The 20,512-nt window shown below is 60.8% G+C and carries 12 protein-coding genes; 7 read left to right on the top strand and 5 right to left on the bottom strand.

Features of this window, described 5'->3' with window-relative positions; all coding sequences use genetic code 11:
• The 4 genes from aceF to msrA all read left to right on the top strand — a co-directional run bounded on the left by aceF (window position 1) and on the right by msrA (window position 7,342).
• Window positions 1-1,959 (top strand): dihydrolipoyllysine-residue acetyltransferase, encoded by a 1,959-nt coding sequence (gene aceF, locus R1A29_RS01840; protein ID WP_438300488.1) that lies wholly within the window; start codon window positions 1-3, stop codon window positions 1,957-1,959.
• 279 nt (window positions 1,960-2,238) lie between these two features.
• Window positions 2,239-3,636, top strand: a complete 1,398-nt coding sequence (locus R1A29_RS01835) for an alkaline phosphatase D family protein (RefSeq protein ID WP_438300487.1) — start codon at window positions 2,239-2,241, stop codon at window positions 3,634-3,636.
• Window positions 3,637-3,874: 238 nt separating this feature from the next.
• A complete protein-coding gene (locus R1A29_RS01830) occupies window positions 3,875-6,571 on the top strand; it encodes a putative bifunctional diguanylate cyclase/phosphodiesterase (protein WP_085711103.1) in 2,697 nt (898 codons plus the stop codon).
• Between the two features lie 105 nt (window positions 6,572-6,676).
• The gene (gene msrA, locus R1A29_RS01825) at window positions 6,677-7,342 is read left to right on the top strand and encodes a peptide-methionine (S)-S-oxide reductase MsrA (RefSeq protein ID WP_085732613.1); all 666 of its coding nucleotides are present in this window, start codon (window positions 6,677-6,679) and stop codon (window positions 7,340-7,342) included.
• A 76-nt stretch (window positions 7,343-7,418) separates the two neighbouring features.
• Here the strand turns inward: msrA and R1A29_RS01820 are convergent, their stop codons facing one another.
• Window positions 7,419-8,255: a 23S rRNA (adenine(2030)-N(6))-methyltransferase RlmJ gene (locus tag R1A29_RS01820; RefSeq protein ID WP_197869268.1), complete on the bottom strand. Its 837-nt coding sequence runs from the start codon at window positions 8,253-8,255 to the stop codon at window positions 7,419-7,421.
• A gap of 122 nt (window positions 8,256-8,377) precedes the next feature.
• Here R1A29_RS01820 and R1A29_RS01815 point away from each other — a divergent pair, with 122 nt between their 5' ends.
• Window positions 8,378-8,791, top strand: a complete 414-nt coding sequence (locus R1A29_RS01815) for a hypothetical protein (RefSeq protein WP_438300486.1) — start codon at window positions 8,378-8,380, stop codon at window positions 8,789-8,791.
• Between the two features lie 66 nt (window positions 8,792-8,857).
• Here the strand turns inward: R1A29_RS01815 and R1A29_RS01810 are convergent, their stop codons facing one another.
• The 4 genes from R1A29_RS01810 to putP all read right to left on the bottom strand — a co-directional run bounded on the left by R1A29_RS01810 (window position 8,858) and on the right by putP (window position 13,933).
• Window positions 8,858-9,175: a hypothetical protein gene (locus tag R1A29_RS01810; protein WP_438300485.1), complete on the bottom strand. Its 318-nt coding sequence runs from the start codon at window positions 9,173-9,175 to the stop codon at window positions 8,858-8,860.
• A gap of 333 nt (window positions 9,176-9,508) precedes the next feature.
• Window positions 9,509-10,216, bottom strand: a complete 708-nt coding sequence (locus tag R1A29_RS01805; protein WP_438300484.1) for a DUF4123 domain-containing protein — start codon at window positions 10,214-10,216, stop codon at window positions 9,509-9,511.
• Window positions 10,206-12,221, bottom strand: a complete 2,016-nt coding sequence (locus tag R1A29_RS01800) for a type VI secretion system tip protein VgrG (RefSeq protein ID WP_438300483.1) — start codon at window positions 12,219-12,221, stop codon at window positions 10,206-10,208. The genes R1A29_RS01805 and R1A29_RS01800 overlap by 11 nt, the downstream gene beginning before the upstream one ends.
• Before the next feature lie 227 nt (window positions 12,222-12,448).
• Window positions 12,449-13,933 carry a sodium/proline symporter PutP gene (putP, locus tag R1A29_RS01795; RefSeq protein ID WP_438300482.1) on the bottom strand — a complete coding sequence of 495 codons (1,485 nt, stop codon included), beginning with the start codon at window positions 13,931-13,933 and terminating at the stop codon, window positions 12,449-12,451.
• A gap of 459 nt (window positions 13,934-14,392) precedes the next feature.
• Here putP and putA point away from each other — a divergent pair, with 459 nt between their 5' ends.
• Window positions 14,393-18,346, top strand: coding sequence for a trifunctional transcriptional regulator/proline dehydrogenase/L-glutamate gamma-semialdehyde dehydrogenase (putA, locus tag R1A29_RS01790; protein WP_438300481.1), 3,954 nt, complete (start codon window positions 14,393-14,395; stop codon window positions 18,344-18,346).
• 165 nt (window positions 18,347-18,511) lie between these two features.
• Window positions 18,512-20,314: an acyl-CoA dehydrogenase gene (locus R1A29_RS01785; protein ID WP_438300480.1), complete on the top strand. Its 1,803-nt coding sequence runs from the start codon at window positions 18,512-18,514 to the stop codon at window positions 20,312-20,314.
• The last annotated feature ends 198 nt before the right edge of the window (window positions 20,315-20,512 follow it).

Raw genomic sequence — 20,512 nt, 5'->3', positions numbered from 1 at the left:
GTGAGCGAACTCATTCGCGTACCTGACATCGGCAGCGGTGAAGGTGAAGTAATCGAACTGTTTGTGAAGGTCGGCGACCGTATCGAAGCCGACCAGAGCATCCTGACCCTGGAATCGGACAAGGCCAGCATGGAAGTGCCGGCCCCGAAGGCCGGCGTCATCAAGAGCCTGAAAGTGAAGCTGGGCGATCGCCTGAAAGAAGGCGACGAACTGCTGGAACTGGAAGTCGAGGGCGCCGCGCAAGCGGCCCCAGCACCTGCCGCTGCGCCGGCTGCAAAAGCTGAAGCCAAACCGGCTGCCGCTCCTGCTGCTGCCGCGCCAGCCGCTGCCCCTGCTGCCGCTTCGGTTCAGCAAGTGCACGTGCCGGACATCGGTTCGTCGGGCAAGGCCCAGATCATCGAGATCCAGGTCAAGGTCGGCGACAAGGTCGAGGCTGATCAGTCGCTGATCACCCTGGAATCCGACAAGGCGAGCATGGAAATCCCGTCGCCTGCCGCTGGCGTGGTCAAGGCCATCAGCGTCAAGTTGAACGACGAAGTCGGCACCGGCGACCTGATCCTGGATCTGGAAGTGGCGGGTGCTGCGGCCCCTGCTGCCGCTCCGGCCCAGGCGGCTGCTCCAGCCGCTGCCGCTGCGCCGGCTCCGGCCGCCGCGCCTGCTGCACCGGTTGCCGACAGCGTTCAGGACATCCACGTTCCGGACATCGGTTCGGCCGGCAAGGCCAAAATCATCGAAGTGTTGGTCAAGGCTGGCGACAGCGTTGAAGCCGACCAGTCGCTGATCACCCTGGAATCCGACAAGGCGAGCATGGAAATCCCGTCGCCTGCCGCTGGCGTGGTGGAAAGCATTTCCATCAAGCTGGACGACGAAGTCGGCACCGGCGACCTGATCCTCAAGCTGAAAGTCAAAGGCGCCGCTCCGGCTGCTGCCCCGGCTCCAGCTGCCGCTGCTGCTCCGAGCGCTCCGGCGCCAGCCGCTGCTGCTCCGGCCGCCGCTGCACCTGCTGCTGCCGCTCCGGTTGCCGCTCCAGCCAAGCCTGGTGCAAAAGTTCACGCCGGCCCTGCCGTGCGTCAACTGGCTCGTGAATTCGGTGTTGAGCTGAGCGCTGTCGGCGCCAGCGGTCCGCACGGTCGCATCCTGAAAGAAGACGTGCAGACTTACGTCAAAGCCATGATGCAGAAGGCCAAGGAAGCTCCGGCCGCTGCTGGCGCAACCGGTGGCGCGGGTATCCCGCCGATTCCGGTCGTCGACTTCAGCCGCTTCGGCGAAATCGAAGAAGTGCCGATGACCCGCCTGATGCAGGTCGGCGCCGCCAACCTGCACCGCAGCTGGCTGAACGTGCCGCACGTGACGCAATTCGACTCGGCGGATATCACCGAGCTGGAAGCGTTCCGCAACGCACAGAAGGCTGTCGCAGAGAAGGCCGGCGTCAAGCTGACCATTCTGCCGCTGCTGCTCAAGTCCTGCGCTCACCTGCTCAAGGAACTGCCGGACTTCAACAGCTCGCTGGCGCCAAGCGGCAAGGCGATCATCCGCAAGAAATACGTGAACATCGGCTTCGCCGTCGACACCCCGGATGGCCTGCTGGTACCGGTCATCAAGAACGTCGACCAGAAGAGCCTGCTGCAACTGGCCGCCGAGGCCGCTTCCCTGGCTGAAAAAGCCCGGACCAAGAAGCTCTCGTCGGACGAGATGCAAGGCGCCTGCTTCACCATTTCCAGCCTCGGCCACATTGGCGGTACCGGCTTCACGCCGATCGTCAACGCGCCGGAAGTGGCGATCCTCGGTGTTTCCAAGGCAACCATCCAGCCAGTCTGGGACGGCAAAGCCTTCCAGCCGAAACTGATGCTGCCACTGTCGCTGTCCTACGATCACCGTGTGATCAACGGCGCCGCTGCTGCACGCTTCACCAAGCGTCTGAGCGATCTGCTGGCGGACATCCGCACCATCCTGCTGTAAAGCGCTCGGCCCTCCGGCAACGGAGGGCCGACTGCGTTCCACGTTTTCGAGCGCCACACGCTCGTACCTCAACCCCGTCAGTTTGGCGGGGCTTTTTTTTGCCCGAAATAACGCACGCCTGTACTTTTCCCACAACTTGCGCTGACATCAGCTACGAGCCGAGTCCACTTCCTGTCGATATTTTTCAGCAACAGGCAACTAATCTTGGCGCACAAAAGTTAGCCGATAAAACTTGGAAAACTTTATTACTCATCAACTTTCATTCGAACGGATTCGAACATGCAAAAGCCTGTTGTCGGCCCGATTATTGGCCACACCACAACTCATCAGACAAGAATATTCATTCGCGGCGACTTTCAAAATGGCGCTACGGTATTTGCGGGCATCCGTTACCGGATCACTGATTCAAAACAATGGTCGAAGGGACTGTTTATCAAACTTGATGCCAGCCGTGATCAATCTGGCGTCCTGGTTCTCGACAACTTGAACCCCGACACCGATTACGAATACCAGACCGGCTGGTTCACCCCCATGAGCCCGGCCCACACGATTGAAAGCGTGGCGGAACTCCCGCTGCAATGGCCTCGGGAAACCTGGCGCTTTCGCACTCGCAGCGACCAGCCTCAGCAACCACGGGCCTACATCCTCGGCTCCTGCCGCTACCTGCGACTGACCGCCGGCCTGCCCGTGCTCCCGCAGCTGGGAGACCGGATATTCGCCTCGATCAGCCAATTGATAGAAGGCGCACAACCCCCGGTCAGCGCGATCATGATGAGCGGTGACCAGATCTACGCCGATGATTTGAACTTGATCGCACCGGATCGCGAATATAACGAGATCATTGCCAAATATCGCGCTGCTTTCTCTCAGCCCAACATCAGAAGACTAATGTCGGGCACTTCTACTTATATGATTCTCGATGACCATGAAATAGAAGATAACTGGCCAGCAAATGCCGACACCTCCGATGAAGCACTGTTTCACAATGCAATGGCGGCTTACGAAATCTATCAGGCCAGTCACAGCCCGGCCTGCTCGCTCACAACTAACGGCCAAGTAGAACATTCTTCGCTGAAGCACTATTGGTATCAATTCAGCGATGGCGATATCGAATGGTTTGTGACCGATAGCCGAACCCGTCGCAACTTGTCCAGCGAGAACCGCCGCATCCTGGATGAAGAACAGGAACAGGCCTTGTGCAAGTGGTTGATCGAAAGCCCCGCGCGGGTCAAATTCGTGGTCACCAGTGTCATGTTCTACCCGGATCGAAAAATGAACGGCGAGGATGCCTGGATGGGCTTCCCCGAACAGCGTTTGCGCCTGCTGGAAACCATCCGCCAGCATCGGATCAGGAACGTGGTGTTCATTTCCGGTGACGTGCATGGTTCGCTGACGGCGCGCCTGACCCACAGTACGGACCCTGACTTCGAAGTGCACACCATCGTGTCCTCGCCGTTGAGCAACAGCAAGTTGCTGCCCTATGCCACGGCCTCGACGTTCATTCTCGATCAGCCGCTGGCCCGCACCGACTCGGGAGAGTACCGGCACACGCTGACCAGCGAGGTCGTCAGTCAGGACAACTTTGCCCACATGGTGGTCGACGCCGGGCACATCCTGGTCAACTACCACGACCGCGATGGCAAACGCCTGCAAACGATCAATATTCCACTTCGCTAAACCCGACTGCTTTACCGTTCCGGTTGCCCGATGGCTCTGGAACGGCACTTTCCCGGCGATCGCGCATTACTTTCCGCCACCTGCTGGAGAAATGCCCGCCGCAGCCGACATATTCTTATAGCACTTGGCCTTCATGTCTCTTGTCAGTCGGTGCCGCAATGATGCAACCTTGCCGCAGGCAACAGTAAAGAGGGCGAGAGCCCGGCGCGTTCAGCAAATTTCCAAGCGAGTTCCCTTCATGAAGAGCCAACCCGATGCCGCCAGCCGTATGGCGGCCGAGGTAGTGACGCAGTTGCCTGTGCCCTCGCGGCTCGGCATGCTGCGTTTCGAGCGCCTGAATGAAGCCAGTTGGGCGATGCTGTTTCTCGATCCCAACTGCGAACGCCAGTTCGGCCAGCCGGCCGTCGAACTCTGCGCCCTGGTCGGTTCGCCCTACGCCAGCCTGATGGAGCCCGAAGCGCGCTATCAGCTGCACGATGCGATCCAGCAGCAACTCGGCCAAAGCCCGCATTACCTGGTGCGCTATACCCTGCACACCGCCGCCGGCGCCCTGAGCATTCTCGAACTCGGTGAAGCCTACAAACAGCACAACCGCCACTTGTTGCGCGGTTATCTGCTGGCAGTCGACGACGTATTTGACGAGGCACCAACGCTGCCGTCCGTCGACCTGGAAACCCAGAACTCTCGCCTGCAGATCGCCCTTGAACTCAACCAGCGCGCCCAGCAGGAACAGCTGCAACATCTGGAGCGGGTGCGCGCCCAGCAGGATCTGATCCTGTTGCTGGCCCGCCAGCGCTACAGCAGCCAGAACTCCCTGCAGGAAGCCGCCGAGCTGATCACCCGCTGCGCCTGCGACATCTACGAAATCGACTGCGCCAGCCTGTGGAACCTCGAAGGCCAGAAACTGGTGCCGATCTCGGCCTACCACCGCGCCACCCAGGAATACATTCTGCCGGATGTGATCGACGTCAGCGGCTTCCCCGATTACATGGAAGCGCTGCACGGCAGCCGCGCCATCGACGCGCACAACGCGATGCGCGACCCGCGTACCCGGGAGATGGCCGAAGCCCTGCGCCCCCGTGACGTCAACGCCATGCTCGACGCCAGTATCCGCGTCGACGGCCAGGTAGTCGGCGTGTTGTGCCTGGAGCAGACCGGTGTCACCCGCGCCTGGCAGTCCGACGAGATCGCCTTTGCCGGCGAGCTGGCCGATCAATTCGCCCAGGTCATCAACAATCACAACCGCCGCACCGCCACCAGCGCCCTGCACCTGTTCCAGCGTGCGGTCGAGCAAAGTGCCAACGCCTTTTTGCTGGTCAACTGCGACGGCGTGGTCGAGTACGTCAACCCGAGCTTCACCGCGATCACCCAGTACACCACCGAGGAAGTCCACGGCCAGCGCCTGTCTGAGCTGCCAGCTCTGGAGAACCTCAGCGAGCTGCTGTTCGACGCGCCCTCGGCGCTGGCCAAGAGCAACAGCTGGCAGGGCGAATTCAAGAGCCGCCGCAAGAACCTCGAACCCTACTGGGGCCAGTTGTCGATCTCCAAGGTCTATGGCGACAACCGTGAGCTGACACATTACATCGGCATCTACGAAGACATCACCCAGACCAAACTGGCGCAGCAGCGCATCGAGCGCCTGGCCTACACCGACAACCTGACCAACCTCGGTAACCGGCCTGCATTTATCCGCAATCTGGACGAACGCTTCGCCCGAGACAGCGATACCCCGATCAGCCTGCTGCTGGTGGACATCGACAACTTCAAGCGGATCAACGACAGCCTCGGTCACCAGACCGGCGACAAGTTGCTGATCAGCCTGGCGCGACGCCTGCGCAACAGCCTGAGCCCGAGCGGCAGCCTGGCGCGGTTCGCCAGTAACGAATTCGCGGTGTTGCTCGACAACACTGACCTCGAAGCCGGTCAACAGATCGCCAGCCAGCTGCTGATGACCCTCGACAAACCGATGTTCGTCGACAACCAATTGATCAGCGTCACCGGCTCCGTGGGCCTGGCCTGCGCGCCGCTGCACGGGCGCGACCCGCAGACCCTGATGCGTAACGCCGGCCTCGCCCTGCACAAGGCCAAGGCCAACGGCAAACACCAGGTGCAGGTGTTCACCGAAGCGCTGAACGCCGAGGCCAGCTACAAACTGTTCGTCGAGAACAACCTGCGCCGCGCCCTGACCCAGAACGAGCTGGACGTGTTCTATCAGCCGAAGCTGTGCCTGCGCAGCGGTCGCCTGCTCGGCATGGAAGCGCTGCTGCGCTGGAATCACCCGGAACGCGGCATGATCCGCCCGGACCAGTTCATCAGCGTCGCCGAAGAAACCGGCCTGATCATTCCGATCGGCAAGTGGATCGCCCGCCAGGCCTGCCGCATGAGCAAAGCGCTGACCGCCGCCGGCATGGGCAACCTGCAAGTGGCGATCAACCTGTCACCCAAGCAGTTCTCCGACCCGGACCTGGTGGCCTCGATCGCCAACATCCTCAAGGAAGAAGCCCTGCCGGCCAATCTGCTGGAGCTGGAACTGACCGAAGGCCTGCTGCTGGAAGCCACTGAAGACACTCACTTGCAGCTCGACCAGCTCAAGCGCCTGGGCCTGACCCTGGCCATGGACGACTTCGGCACCGGCTACTCGTCGCTCAGCTACCTGAAGAAATTCCCGATCGACATCATCAAGATCGATCGCAGCTTCATCCATGAAATCCCGGACAACCAGGACGACATGGAAATCACCTCCGCCGTGATCGCCATGGCCCACAACCTGAAACTCAAGGTCGTGGCCGAAGGCATCGAGACCGCCGAACAACTGGCTTTCCTGCGCCGCCACCGCTGCGACGTCGGCCAGGGCTACCTGTTCGACCGGCCGATTCCGGGCGGCGAGCTGATACAGGCGCTCAAGCGCTACCCGCGCGGCCCGCTCTGCCTGTAACCCACCGGGCACTATCCGCACACTTTGCCTGGTGATTAACTTGGCATCATTGGGCACACTGGTGGTCTGCTTATTTACATCCCATCCTGACTGAGAGGAACGATCATGGTTCTGCGCTCGGAAATTCTGGTGAACAAAAACGTGCTACCGACTAAAGAACAAGCTCTGCCCGGCCGCGAAACCCCGATGGCCCTGCCTGAAAAACACTTTGTTTTCACCGAGACGCCGTTGCTGGGCCCGTTCTTTCAGGACGTCGACTTCGCGATTTTCGGTCTGGGTTGCTTCTGGGGTGCGGAACGCCGCTTCTGGCAGCGTGAAGGCGTGGTCAGCACCGTGGTCGGCTATGCCGGCGGTTACACGCCGAACCCGACCTACGAAGAAGTCTGCTCGGGCCTGACCGGCCACGCTGAAGTGGTTCTGGTGGTGTATGACAAGGCCAAGGTCAGCTACGAAGAGCTGCTGGCGATGTTCTGGGAATTGCACAACCCGACCCAGGGCATGCGTCAGGGCAATGACATCGGCACCCAGTACCGTTCGGTAATCTACGCGACCCACCCGGAGCAACTGGATGCGGCGCTGAAGAGCAAGGCCGTGTATCAGGCCGAGCTGTCGAAGGCGGGTCTGGGTGAAATCAGCACCGAGATTGAACAGGCGCCGACCGTTTACTTCGCCGAGACCTATCACCAGCAGTATCTGGCGAAAAATCCGGAAGGCTACTGCGGGATTGGCGGCACCGGCGTTTGCATGCCACCGAGTCTGGCAGGAAACTAAGCTTCGAGCTGCAAGCTGCAAGCTGCAAGCCCTATACTGGCTTTAGCTTGTAGCTTGTAGCTTGTAGCTCGCAACTTCATTCCGCTATTAGCCAATCCATCTGCCACCCACCCTGGGTCTGCCCAAGTTTCTTGGACAGCCACGGCAGCAGCTCACGCAATTCTTCCTCCAGCCCCCACGGCGGATTGGCAATCGCCAGGCCAGAGCCGTTCAGGCTGTTCGGCGTGTCCAGCGGATGCACCAGCAGTTCGACCCGCAGCAACTTCGGCGCACCGGTGCCGGCCAGATCCTGATAGAAACGACGCAATGCGCGCTGGTCCTTCACCGGATACCAGATGGCCGCCACGGTCTGGCGCATGCGCGAGATCGCCTCTTTCAAGGACGCCGCGCAACGCTGCATCTCGTCGAGTTTCTCGAACGGCGGGTCGATCAGCATCACCGCACGCTTCTCGGCCACCGGCAGCAACGCCCGCGCCACATGCCAGCCCTCACCCAGATGCACGGCCACACGACGGTCGCCCTTCATGTTGTCCTTGAGCAGCACGCCATCCTCCGGGTGCTTCTCGTTGAGCAACACCCGATCCTGGGAACGGGTCAGACGCCGCGCCAGCTCCGGCGAACCCGGGTAATAGCGCAACTGGCCGTCCGGGTTCATCTCGTGCAGCACGTTCATATAGTCGGCGGTCAGCGCCGGCAGATCCGGCTGGTCCCACAAGCGTGCAATGCCTTCCAGGTACTCGCCGGTACGGTTGGCCTGATCGCCCTGCAGGTCATACAGACCGATGCCGGCGTGGCTGTCGAGATAGGCAAACGGCTGCTCCTTGCGCGACATCAGGGCGATGAGGCGGGTCAAGGTCAGGTGTTTGAACACATCGGCGTGATTGCCGGCATGGAAGGCGTGACGATAATTCATGGCTGCTCCTGCGAGGGCCGTGAAGTTTACCTTTTACCGGGCGGCAAGTCAGGGGTTGGGGGCTGAGTGGGCGTTCCCGACGTTACACTGGCCGCAACCACCTGACAGGAAGTCTGAAAATCATGTACCGCCGGATCATTGCCCTCCTGTGCCTGTCGGGTTCATTACACGCCTTCGCTGGCGAAGAACACACCGAACAGGCACGCCAGAATCTGAAGAACTACGGTTTGAGCCACTGCATCCTGGCGCCATTCAAAGAACAATCTGCACTGGAAAAGGACATCAAACTGTCCGCCGGAGCCTACTCGTTCATGGGCAAAGGCCTGCACACCGTTGTTCAGAACGAGGACACACTGCAAGTCGTGCACGATCCTTACAAGGAAACCGAAAACTACGTACTCGCTGCCTACGATCAGACACCCTCGGCCAGCCAGCACTCAAATCGGAAAGTCGTGTTTTACGCATGCCTTCAGGTTTACAACTCCCAGGCTTTCGACAGTTTCATCAAGACCCAGGATGCCTACATCTCGGAATGACCACCAAACGATAGAGCGGGCGATCCTTTGAGTTCGCTGTTTTGGCGAGGGAGTTTGCAGGGACAGTCAGGCCTGCGCGCGCAGGCGCTTGCCAATCACATCCAGCACATCACAGCCGTCACGCAGTGGAATCACGCAGAGCTGGGCGAAGTCGCTCAGGATGACGGAGTCGCACTCGACCGAGCCACGCATGCACATGTTTTCGAGGACCTGGATTACGGCGCGGATGCGGTAGTTGGCGGCGTCCATCAGGACATCGAGCGGGGCGTGGGTGTCGATGAACAACGTGGGCATATCGTTGCAGTTGCTGGTCAGCGCCATGAGGCGGTTGTTGGGGTGGGGGATGAAGGGTTCGTAGGGTGGATCGGGTTTTAACGTCGACATTTTTTGCACCTCGGCAGGTTAAGTGAGGCTGCCAACGACCTTCCTACAGGTTTGGGTGGCAGCTGTACGCGAGAGTAGGAAACTGAGGAACCCACCAAACTCAGCTACGCCGAAGCGTTCCCGCGCACAGCCGCCGCGAACAATGTCACGGGCACGTTCAAGTGCCGCAATCAAAGAGCAGAGCGAATGCACGGTGAGTTTTCCAAGGGTTCCTACGCCCTGTCACCACTCTCGCAGTGACAGCCAAAAGACTATCCCCGCACCACCGCGCCCACCAGTTCACGCAAGCCGCCGCAACTCGCAGGAAACGTCCGAAGCCTTTGCCCGGAAATTTCACTCTGACTCGTCCCGCAAGTAGTCCAGCAACGCCGAAGCCGACGATTCGTCCGACGCCGAAACCGCAAAAAACCTGACAACCTTGCAGCGCAAAACATCGGCGGGAAACGCCTCGAACAATGCCGGATGTTCCTCGCTCAACCACTGCAAGGCGTTGTTGATCCGGACATCATCGCCGAACTGCGCCAGCAACTTTTCCGGCACCGACCACCAAGGAAACTCCCGCCCCGAGACCCGCGCCCTGCCCCCGATCTCCACGGCCTGACCGTTGATCAAGCCTCGCGTGAGGACCGGCAGCAATTGCCCGGCATCCACCTCGGAAGACTCAAGGATCGGCAACAAAAACCGCCCATCCCAGAACCGGAAAAACACCGCTTTCCCGTCCGGCATCAGCACTTGGGTCAAACTGCGAAAGTGCTCGACCACCGCCTCAAGCCCCGCCGAAGAGACCGCCAGCCAGCCCCAGTCCCGAGACTCCGTGGTCGCCACCCAATCCATAAACTCACTGCCCGCTTCGACGATTCCCACGTAGGGCATCACCGCTTCCCACTCGGCATAGATCGTTTCCGCCCAGACCGGTTTCGGCATCTGCGCGTCCGAAGGCCAGGCTTTTAGCGGTTTTGCGGCACTGGCGCTGCTGAAAATCGCGAACAACTGCTCCGACGGTTTCAGCGGCTCTCCCTTCAACCATTGATCAGGCCGCACAAACACCCTCCTTGCAGCGCTCGCATTCTTCGCAGAACGGCGCGTCTCCCTTCAGGCTCATGATTTGCGCGGCAGTCAAAATCGCTGCCGGTGCCGCCACCAGTTTCTCCGGCAACCCCGGCACGGTCGGCGCGGCGCTCATCGCCGCCATCGGCGCACCACCCACCACAATCGGCACGCTGCTGAAGATCCCGCCGGGGCCGATATTGATCCACTGTCCGCCCGCCTGAATAGTTGCGCTCGCCCCGCCGTCGATCACCACTTGCTGGCCGGCGCTGACGTGGAATTGCGCACTGGCGTTGATCGCCTGATTGCTCACGCGGATGTGCCGGTCGCCGGTCACCGTGAGGTGATCGTCCTGCTTCACTTCGGTCTGGCGCTGGCCGTGGGTGATGCGCTGCTCATCGGCTTTCAGTTCATGTTTCGCCAGCCCCGTCACGACAACGCTACGCTGGTTATCCACCTGCACCTGCTGGTCATTCAGTACATGCTGCGTCCAGTTTCGCTGGGCCCGCAGGTAGATTTCCTCGGCGCCTTTACGATCTTCGATGCGCAGTTCGTTGTAGCCGCCGCCACCGGGACTGCTCTGGCTGCGGAAAATGCTGCGGGTCTTGTCGGCAGGCAGATCCAGCGGCACCGGCGTGGCGGCGTTCGGCAGGCAACCCATGACCAGCGGTTTGTCGGCGTCGGAATCGATGAACCCCACCAGCACTTCCATACCGACCCGCGGAATCAGCACGCTGCCATAACGGTCATGAGCCCAGCCGCTGGCGACCCGCAGCCAGCAGCTGGAATGCTCGTTGAGTTCGCCGTCACGATCCCAGGCCAGTTGCACCTTGACCCGGCCGTACTCGTCGCAATGGATTTCACTGTCTTTCGGGCCGGTCACCACGGCCGGTTGATAGCCGAGCATCCGAGGTTTTTCCGGGCCCATCGGTGGGCGGAAGAACACGTCCCACGGCGTGGCGAGAAAGGTATTACGGTAACCCTGGAATTCATCGCCATCGCTGGTGACCGATTCCTCCAGCACTTGCGGCTGCCGGCCATGGTGCTCGACGGAAGTCAGCAGCCAGAGGTCATTCAAATCCTGGCGCGGATGCTCGGTCAGTTGCAGGAAATGTCCACTGACCAAGCCGGATTGATCGCTGCGCCCCTCGGCCTGACGGTAGTCGGCGACATGTCGCTCAAGGGTGCGCCGGGCCAATTGCTTGCCGGTTTCGCGCTCGGTGAACTGGCCGGGAAAGTGATAATCCTCCAGCACCGGGCGCTGTTCGCTTTCCACCCGACTCTGCAACGGCAGGCGTGGTTTGGTGAAGTCGTAATCACGGCGGGTGACCACGCTGGTTCGGGTTTCCACACGGACGGTGAAGCGCTTGATCGCCGGGGCCGCCGCAGCCATGCCGCTGCCCGGGAGGTACAGCGTCGGTTCGGCCAGACGCGGAAATACCGTTTGATCGTCGCCGAACACCAACAGATGCCCGTCCGGACTGTGCTGAAAGTGGAAATGAATGCCCACCTCGGCACACAAGCGCTGGATGAACGCCAGATCGCTCTCGGCGTACTGCACGCAATATTCACGGGGCGGGTAATCGCTGCCGAGGCGAAATTCGAAGGCATCGCGCAGGATCGCGTGATCCTTGAGGATCTGCGTCACGATCTGCGGCACGCTTTGATGCTGGAAAATCCGCTGATTGATCCGGTGGCCAAGATAGGCCAAACGCGGAACAAGGCTGACGTGGTAGCGAGTCAGACGCTTGCCGGAATCCCCCTGCCCAACCCGATAAATCTGACCGTGAATACCGGAACCGTCTTCATCAAACCCCAGAAACGCCTGACAGTGCAGCAGGCTTTCGAGATCCAGATCCGGTCGCTCGCTGACCAGTTCCAGGTCAAAGCGAAAGGGCTGGCTGATGGCTTCCTTGCCCGTGAACTCAAGGACTTTGAGGTCAAATTGGGCGCCTTCGACGGTCAACGTGAAACGCGGTTGATTGGCAGGCGCGAACATCCGATGTCTCTCTGCAGTATGAGGGCGGGCGATTCTGCATGAGGGGCAAGGGGTGCAGGTTGGGTGACCGGAAAATCAGATTTTCCCTACTTGAAACTTCGATTTGGCCTTCAACAATCGGCGCATTCGACTACAGACTTTTCCTTCAGAAAAAATGCAGCCAATAAAAAACGGCCCGTTTCCTATAGGAAACGGGCCGTTCTTTTGTGAGCCTCAGCTCATTCCCATCACTTGTTCAGATGGAAGTCCTTCTCGGCCGCTTCAAAGCGCTGAACCATGCCAGTGCTTGGCTGGCCCATCAGGCTGACCAAGTAGATGGCCAGGCTGGCGAAGATGAAGCCCGGGATGATTTCGTACAGGCCCAGCACTTCAAAGTGCTTCCACACGATCACGGTGATCGCGCCGACCAGGATGCCGGCCAGTGCGCCGTCACGGGTCATCTTTTTCCAGATCACCGAGATCAGCACGACCGGACCGAAGGCAGCGCCGAAACCGGCCCAGGCGTAGGACACCAGACCCAGCACGCGGTTGTCCGGGTTGGCGGCCATCGCGATGGCGATCAGTGCAACCAGCAGCACCATGGCGCGACCGACCCATACCAGCTCGACTTGCGAGGCGGATTTACGCAGGAAAGTCTTGTAGAAGTCTTCGGTCAGGGCGCTCGAGCACACCAGCAACTGGCAGCTCAGGGTGCTCATCACCGCCGCAAGAATCGCCGACAACAGCACGCCTGCAATCCACGGGTTGAACAGGATTTTCGCCAGTTCGATGAACACACGCTCGTGGTTTTCGGTCACTGGGCCGGCCACATCCGGGTGCGCCGAGAAGTAAGCGATACCGAAGAAACCCACGGCCACGGTGCCGCCCAGGCACAGGATCATCCAGGTCATGGAGATACGACGGGCCTTGGCGATGGATTTCACCGAGTCAGCGGCCATGAAGCGCGCCAGGATGTGCGGCTGGCCGAAGTAGCCCAGGCCCCAGCCCATCAGCGAGATGATGCCGATGAAAGTGGTGCCCTTGAGCATGTCGAAGTTGCTCGGGTCATTGGCTTCGATGGCCAGGAACGTGGTGTCCACGCCACCGGTCGCCAGCAGCACGATGATCGGCGTCAGGATCAGGGCGAAGATCATCAGGGTGGCTTGTACGGTATCGGTCCAGCTCACCGCGAGGAAACCGCCGACGAAGGTGTAGGCAATTGTCGCCGCAGCACCGGCCCACAGCGCGGTCTCGTAGGACATGCCGAAGGTGCTTTCGAACAGACGGGCGCCGGCCACGATGCCGGAAGCGCAGTAGATGGTGAAGAACACCAGAATCACTACTGCCGAAATGATCCGCAGCAGGCCGCTTTTGTCTTCGAAACGGCTCGCGAAGTAGTCCGGCAGGGTCAGCGCATCGCCGTTGTGTTCGGTTTGAACACGCAGACGGCCGGCGACGAACAGCCAGTTCAGGTAGGCACCGACGATCAGGCCGATGGCGATCCAGCTTTCGGACAGGCCGGACATGTAGATGGCGCCCGGCAGGCCCATCAGCAACCAGCCGCTCATGTCGGAAGCGCCGGCGGACAATGCGGTCACCACGCTGCCCAGGCTGCGGCCGCCCAGAATGTAGTCGGAAAGGTTGTTGGTGGAGCGATAGGCCATGAAGCCGATCAGCACCATTGCTGCGATGTAGATCACGAACGTGATCAGGGTTGGATTGCTTGCGCTCATTACGTACGTGCCCTGGCTTTGTTTTTATGTAGCGGCGGCGGTTGCACCGTTTGCAGACTGACGTCTGACAGACGATTCGCACGGCCGCGCATTTATGACCAATGTTTCCCCAGGAAAGCCATTGGCCGGTAAACCGGGTTGTCCCGGTTGCACCTTGGGCGCGAATCCTATGCAACAAAGCAAAACAGGTGCAACCAGTTTCTTGAGAATTAGTTGCACCTACGTCGGTTTTTTGCCTGTAAACCGCCGATTTTTCACCGTTGCGGCGCAGTGACACCCTGTCATCTGCCTTGAAAGCACCTATCTAGAGCGATCACCGCGAAGCTGAAATTTATTCCTGACAAGTTGCCGAATATTCCGACAAAAAAAGGGTTGCACCCGGTTGCACCTCTTTCGGCTCGCGGCTAATCTTGCCGCCAGCTGTTGTCGCGCAACTGCGGCACCTATGAGGATAAAAATATGGCTACCACCACCCTTGGGGTCAAACTCGATGACCCAACCCGCGAGCGCCTGAAGGCCGCCGCAACCTCGATTGATCGCACGCCGCACTGGCTGATCAAGCAGGCAATTTTCAATTACCTGGAAAAACTCGAGGGTGGTGCAACCCTGACCGAGCTGAACGGTTTGACCGCCAAGGACGCCGACGACGCGGGCGAAGTCCACACCGATCACGCTCACCAATGCTTCCTCGAATTCGCCGAAAGCATCCTGCCGCAATCGGTGCTGCGCGCCTCGATCACCGCCGCTTACCGTCGCCCGGAGCCGGAAGTGGTGCCGATGCTGATCGAGCAGGCTCGCCTGCCGGCGCCGATGGCCGAAGCCACCAATAAACTTGCAGCCAACATCGCGGAAAAACTGCGCAACCAGAAGAGTGCCGGCGGTCGTGCAGGCATTGTTCAGGGCCTGCTGCAGGAATTTTCCCTGTCGTCCCAGGAAGGCGTGGCGCTGATGTGCCTGGCCGAAGCGCTGCTGCGTATTCCGGACAAAGGCACTCGTGATGCGCTGATCCGCGACAAGATCAGCACCGGCAACTGGCAGCCGCACCTTGGCAACAGCCCGTCGCTGTTCGTCAACGCGGCGACCTGGGGCCTGCTGCTGACCGGCAAACTGGTCTCGACTCACAACGAAGCCGGCCTGACTTCGTCCCTGAGCCGCATCATCGGCAAGAGCGGCGAGCCGATGATCCGCAAGGGCGTCGACATGGCCATGCGCCTGATGGGCGAGCAGTTCGTGACCGGCGAAACCATCGCCGAAGCCTTGGCCAACGCGAGCAAGTTCGAAGCCAAGGGCTTCCGTTATTCCTACGACATGCTCGGTGAAGCGGCACTGACCGAACACGACGCCCAGAAGTACCTGGCCTCGTACGAACAAGCCATTCACTCGATCGGCAAAGCCTCCCACGGCCGTGGGATTTATGAAGGCCCGGGCATCTCGATCAAGCTGTCGGCCCTGCACCCGCGTTACAGCCGTGCCCAATACGAGCGCGTGATGGACGAGTTGTACCCGCGCCTGCTGTCGCTGACCCTGCTGGCCAAGCAATACGACATCGGCCTGAACATCGACGCCGAAGAAGCCGACCGCCTGGAGCTGTCGCTGGATCTGCTGGAGCGCCTGTGCTTCGAGCCGCAACTGACGGGCTGGAACGGCATCGGTTTCGTGATCCAGGCTTACCAGAAGCGTTGCCCGTACGTGATCGACTACGTGATCGACTTGGCTCGCCGCAGCCGTCATCGCCTGATGATCCGTCTGGTGAAAGGCGCGTACTGGGACAGCGAAATCAAGCGCGCCCAGGTCGAAGGCCTGGAAGGCTATCCGGTCTACACCCGCAAGGTGTACACCGACGTTTCCTACATCGCCTGCGCGCGCAAACTGCTGTCGGTACCGGAAGTCATCTACCCGCAGTTCGCCACGCACAACGCCCACACTCTGTCGGCGATTTATCACATTGCCGGTCAGAACTATTACCCGGGCCAGTACGAATTCCAGTGCCTGCACGGCATGGGCGAACCGTTGTACGAGCAGGTTGTAGGCAAGGTCTCCGAAGGCAAGCTGAACCGTCCGTGCCGCGTGTACGCTCCGGTCGGCACCCACGAAACCCTGCTGGCGTACCTCGTACGTCGCCTACTGGAAAACGGCGCCAACACTTCGTTCGTCAACCGCATCGCCGACCAGTCGATTTCGATCCAGGAACTGGTGGCCGATCCCGTTGCGCAGATCGAGCAGATGGCAACCGTGGAAGGTGGTTTCGGCCTGCCGCACCCGCGCATTCCGCTGCCGCGTGACCTGTACGGTTCCGAGCGCGCCAACTCCAGCGGCATCGACATGGCCAACGAACATCGTCTGGCTTCGCTGTCCTGCGCCCTGCTGGCGACCGCGCACAACAACTGGAAAGCCGCGCCGATGCTCGGTTGCGCCTCCAGCAACGAAGCGCCGGCACCGGTGCTGAACCCGTCCGATCTGCGTGACGTGGTCGGCCACGTGCAGGAAGCCACCGTCGAAGACGTCGACAACGCCATTCAATGCGCCCTGAACGCCGCACCGATCTGGCAGGCCACCCCGCCTGCCGAACGTGCCGCGATTCTGGAACGTGCCGCTGACTTGATGGAAGGCGAAATCCAGCCGCTGATGGGTCTGCTGGCCCGCGAAGCCGGCAAGACCTTCGCCAACGCCATCGCCGAAGTCCGCGAAGCCGTCGACTTCCTGCGTTATTACGCGGTGCAGGCACGCAACGATTTCAGCAACGACGCCCACCGCCCATTGGGCCCGGTGGTCTGCATCAGCCCGTGGAACTTCCCGCTGGCAATTTTCAGCGGTCAGGTTGCCGCCGCACTGGCCGCCGGTAACCCGGTACTGGCCAAACCGGCCGAACAGACTCCGCTGGTCGCCGCACAAGCCGTACGCCTGCTGCTCGAAGCCGGCATTCCGGAAGGTGTTCTGCAATTACTGCCAGGTCGCGGTGAAACCGTTGGTGCCGGCCTGGTGGGTGACGAGCGCGTCAAAGGCGTGATGTTCACCGGTTCCACCGAAGTTGCGCGCCTGCTGCAACGCAACATCGCCGGTCGTCTCGACAACCAGGGCCGTCCGATTCCACTGATCGCAGAAACCGGCGGCCAGAACGCGATGATCGTCGACTCTTCGGCACTGACCGAACAAGTCGTGATCGATGTGGTGTCGTCGGCCTTCGACAGCGCCGGTCAGCGTTGCTCGGCGCTGCGCGTCCTGTGCTTGCAGGAAGATTCCGCCGATCGCGTCATCGAAATGCTTAAAGGTGCGATGGCTGAAAGCCGTCTCGGCAACCCGGAGCGTCTGTCCGTGGACATCGGCCCGGTGATCGACGCCGAAGCCAAGGCCGGCATCGAGAAACACATCCAGGGCATGCGCGACAAAGGTCGCAACGTGTACCAGGTGGCCATCGCCGATACCGAGGAAGTCAAACGCGGCACCTTCGTCATGCCGACCCTGATCGAACTGGAAAGCTTCGACGAGCTGCAACGCGAGATCTTCGGCCCGGTGCTGCACGTGGTGCGCTACAAGCGCAAAGAGATCGACCAGTTGATCGCCCAGATCAACGCCTCCGGTTACGGCCTGACCCTCGGCGTGCACACCCGCATCGACGAGACCATCGCCAAGGTGATCGACAACGTCAACGCCGGTAACGTTTACGTCAACCGCAACATCGTGGGTGCCGTGGTCGGCGTCCAGCCGTTCGGTGGCGAAGGCCTGTCGGGTACCGGTCCGAAGGCCGGTGGCCCGCTGTACCTGTACCGCCTGCTGTCGACGCGTCCTGCCGATGCCATCGAACAATCCTTCGCTCGCGGTGATGCTGCCGTGGCACCGGACGTTCGTCTGCGTGATGCCCTGAGCAAACCGCTGGTTGCCCTGAAAGCCTGGGCCGACAGCAACAAGTTCGCCGACCTGAGCACCCTGTGCGTGCAGTACGCAGCCCAGTCGCAAAGCGGTATCACCCGCGTGCTGGCCGGCCCGACCGGCGAGAAGAACAGCTACGCCATCCTGCCGCGCGAGCACGTGCTGTGCCTGGCGGACATCGAAGGTGATCTGCTGACCCAGCTCGCTGCGGTACTGGCAGTGGGCGGTTCGGCGGTCTGGCCGGAATCCGACACCAGCAAGGCATTGTTCGCACGCCTGCCGAAAGAGATTCAGGCGCGGATCAAACTGGTTTCCGACTGGAACAAGGACGACGTGGTGTTCGATGCGGTTCTGCATCACGGCCATTCCGACCAGCTGCGTGCGGTCTGCCAGCAGATCGCCAAGCGTGCCGGCGCCATCGTCGGGGTTCAGGGCCTGTCCCAGGGCGAGACCAACATTGCGCTGGAGCGTCTGGTGATCGAGCGCGCGCTGAGCGTCAACACCGCAGCAGCGGGCGGTAACGCCAGCTTGATGACCATCGGATAAAAGCAGCTGCAAGCTTCGAGCGACAAGCTGCAAGTAAAAGCAAACTGCTCTTACTTGCGGCTTGAAGCTTGTAGCTTGTGCCGCCCCATCACCCTCATCTATCTTCCTTCCCCCTTTTTATAAGCCTCCCTACACTGCGGCATACTTTTTTTAAGGTAGGCCGCCATGTCCGAGACGCTGCTCAGTTCCCGCAATCTGGCTTTCGAGCTGTACGAAGTCCTCGATGCCGAGGGCCTGACCCGGCGCGAGCGGTTTGCCGAGCACAACCGCGAAACCTTCGATGCCGCCATCGGCACGGCACGCAACATCGCCGAGAAGTACTTCGCACCGCACAACCGCAAGGGCGACGAGAACGAACCGCGCTACGAGAACGGTCAGGCGATTCTGATTCCCGAAGTGAAACCGGCGGTGGATGCCTTCCTCGAAGCCGGATTCCTCAACGCTGCGCGCAGTTTCGACGCTGGCGGCATGCAACTTCCTACGCTGCTGTCCCAGGCCTGCTTCGCCCACTTTCAGTCGGCCAACGCGGCGTCGACCTCGTACCCGTTCCTGACCATGGGCGCGGCCAACCTGATCGAAAGCTTCGGCACCGAAGAGCAGAAGCAGCGCTTCCTGCAACCGATGATCGATGGCCGTTTCTTCGGCACCATGGCTCTGACCGAGCCCCATGCCGGCTCGTCGCTGTCGGATATTCGTACCCGCGCCGAACCTGCGTCGGACGGCACTTATCGCCTCAAGGGCAACAAGATCTTCATCTCCGGCGGCGATCACCCGCTCTCGGAAAACATCGTGCACATGGTGCTGGCCAAGCTGCCGGACGCACCGGCCGGGGTGAAGGGGATTTCGCTGTTTATCGTGCCGAAGTTTCTGGTCAACGATGACGGCAGTCTGGGCAAGCGCAACGACGTGCTGCTGGCCGGGCTGTTTCACAAGATGGGCTGGCGCGGCACCACGTCCACGGCGCTGAACTTCGGCGATAACGGTGATTGTGTCGGCTATCTGGTGGGCAAGCCGCATCACGGCTTGAGCTACATGTTCCAGATGATGAACGAGGCGCGAATCGGCGTCGGCATGGGCGCGGTGATGCTCGGTTACGCCGGTTACCTGTACTCGCTGGAATACGCCCGCGAACGCCCACAGGGCCGGGTCCCGGACAGCAAGGACCCGACGACGGCGCCGGTGGCGATCATTCAGCACGCGGACGTCAGACGCATGCTGCTGACGCAGAAATCCTACGTCGAAGGTGCGTTCGATCTCGGCTTATATGCGGCGCGACTGTTCGATGACACCACCACGCTGGAAACCGAAGCCGAGCGTAAACAGGCCCATGAGCTGCTGGATTTGCTGACACCGATCGTCAAATCCTGGCCGTCGGAGTTCTGCCTGAAGGCCAACGAACTGGCGATCCAGATTCTCGGCGGCCACGGCTACACCCGCGAATACCCGGTGGAGCAGTACTACCGCGACAACCGCCTGAATCCGATCCACGAAGGCACCCACGGCATTCAGTCGCTGGACTTGCTGGGACGCAAACTGGCGCAGAACGGTGGTGCCGGGCTCAAGCAACTGATCCGCCTGATTGCCGACACCGCCGAACGCGCGGTGGCGTACGAATCGTTGACCGCACTGCGTGAGCCGCTGGAGAAACTGGTTGCGCGCCTGCAGAGCGTGACCATTGGTCTGCTGACCGATCTGGCCCAGGGCAAGGTCAACAGCAGCCTGGCGAATTCGGCGCTGTACCTGAAGGTGTTCGGGCACACGGTGATTGGCTGGCGCTGGCTGGAGCAGGCGATTCGGGCCGAAGAAGGCCTGGCCAAGGGGAATGCGGCGGATGCCGACTTCTATAAGGGCAAGTTGCAGGCGGCGCGGTATTTTCTGACGTGGGAAGTGCCGGGTTGCCAGCATGAACTGGCATTGCTGGAGGTGCGGGATGATACGTGTCTGAGGATGCAGGATGCGTGGTTCTAAAGCCGGCCCTCACCCCAGCCCTCCCGAAACGTCGGACCGCCCGGAGGGAGAGGGGGCCGACCGCATAGTTTTGCGAGGTACATCGACCTGAATGACCGAGTCGATTATGGATTCGGCAAAGCACTTTCAGGTCGGCATATCTCAAAAGCATCCCCGAATCGGTCCCCTCTCCCTCCGGGAGAGGGCTAGGGTGAGGGG

This window comes from Pseudomonas sp. NMS19W, assembly GCF_051554255.1.
Lineage (GTDB): Bacteria > Pseudomonadota > Gammaproteobacteria > Pseudomonadales > Pseudomonadaceae > Aquipseudomonas > Aquipseudomonas kribbensis.
Note: the sequence above shows the minus strand (reverse complement) of the source record. Positions and strands in the feature narration are given on the sequence as shown.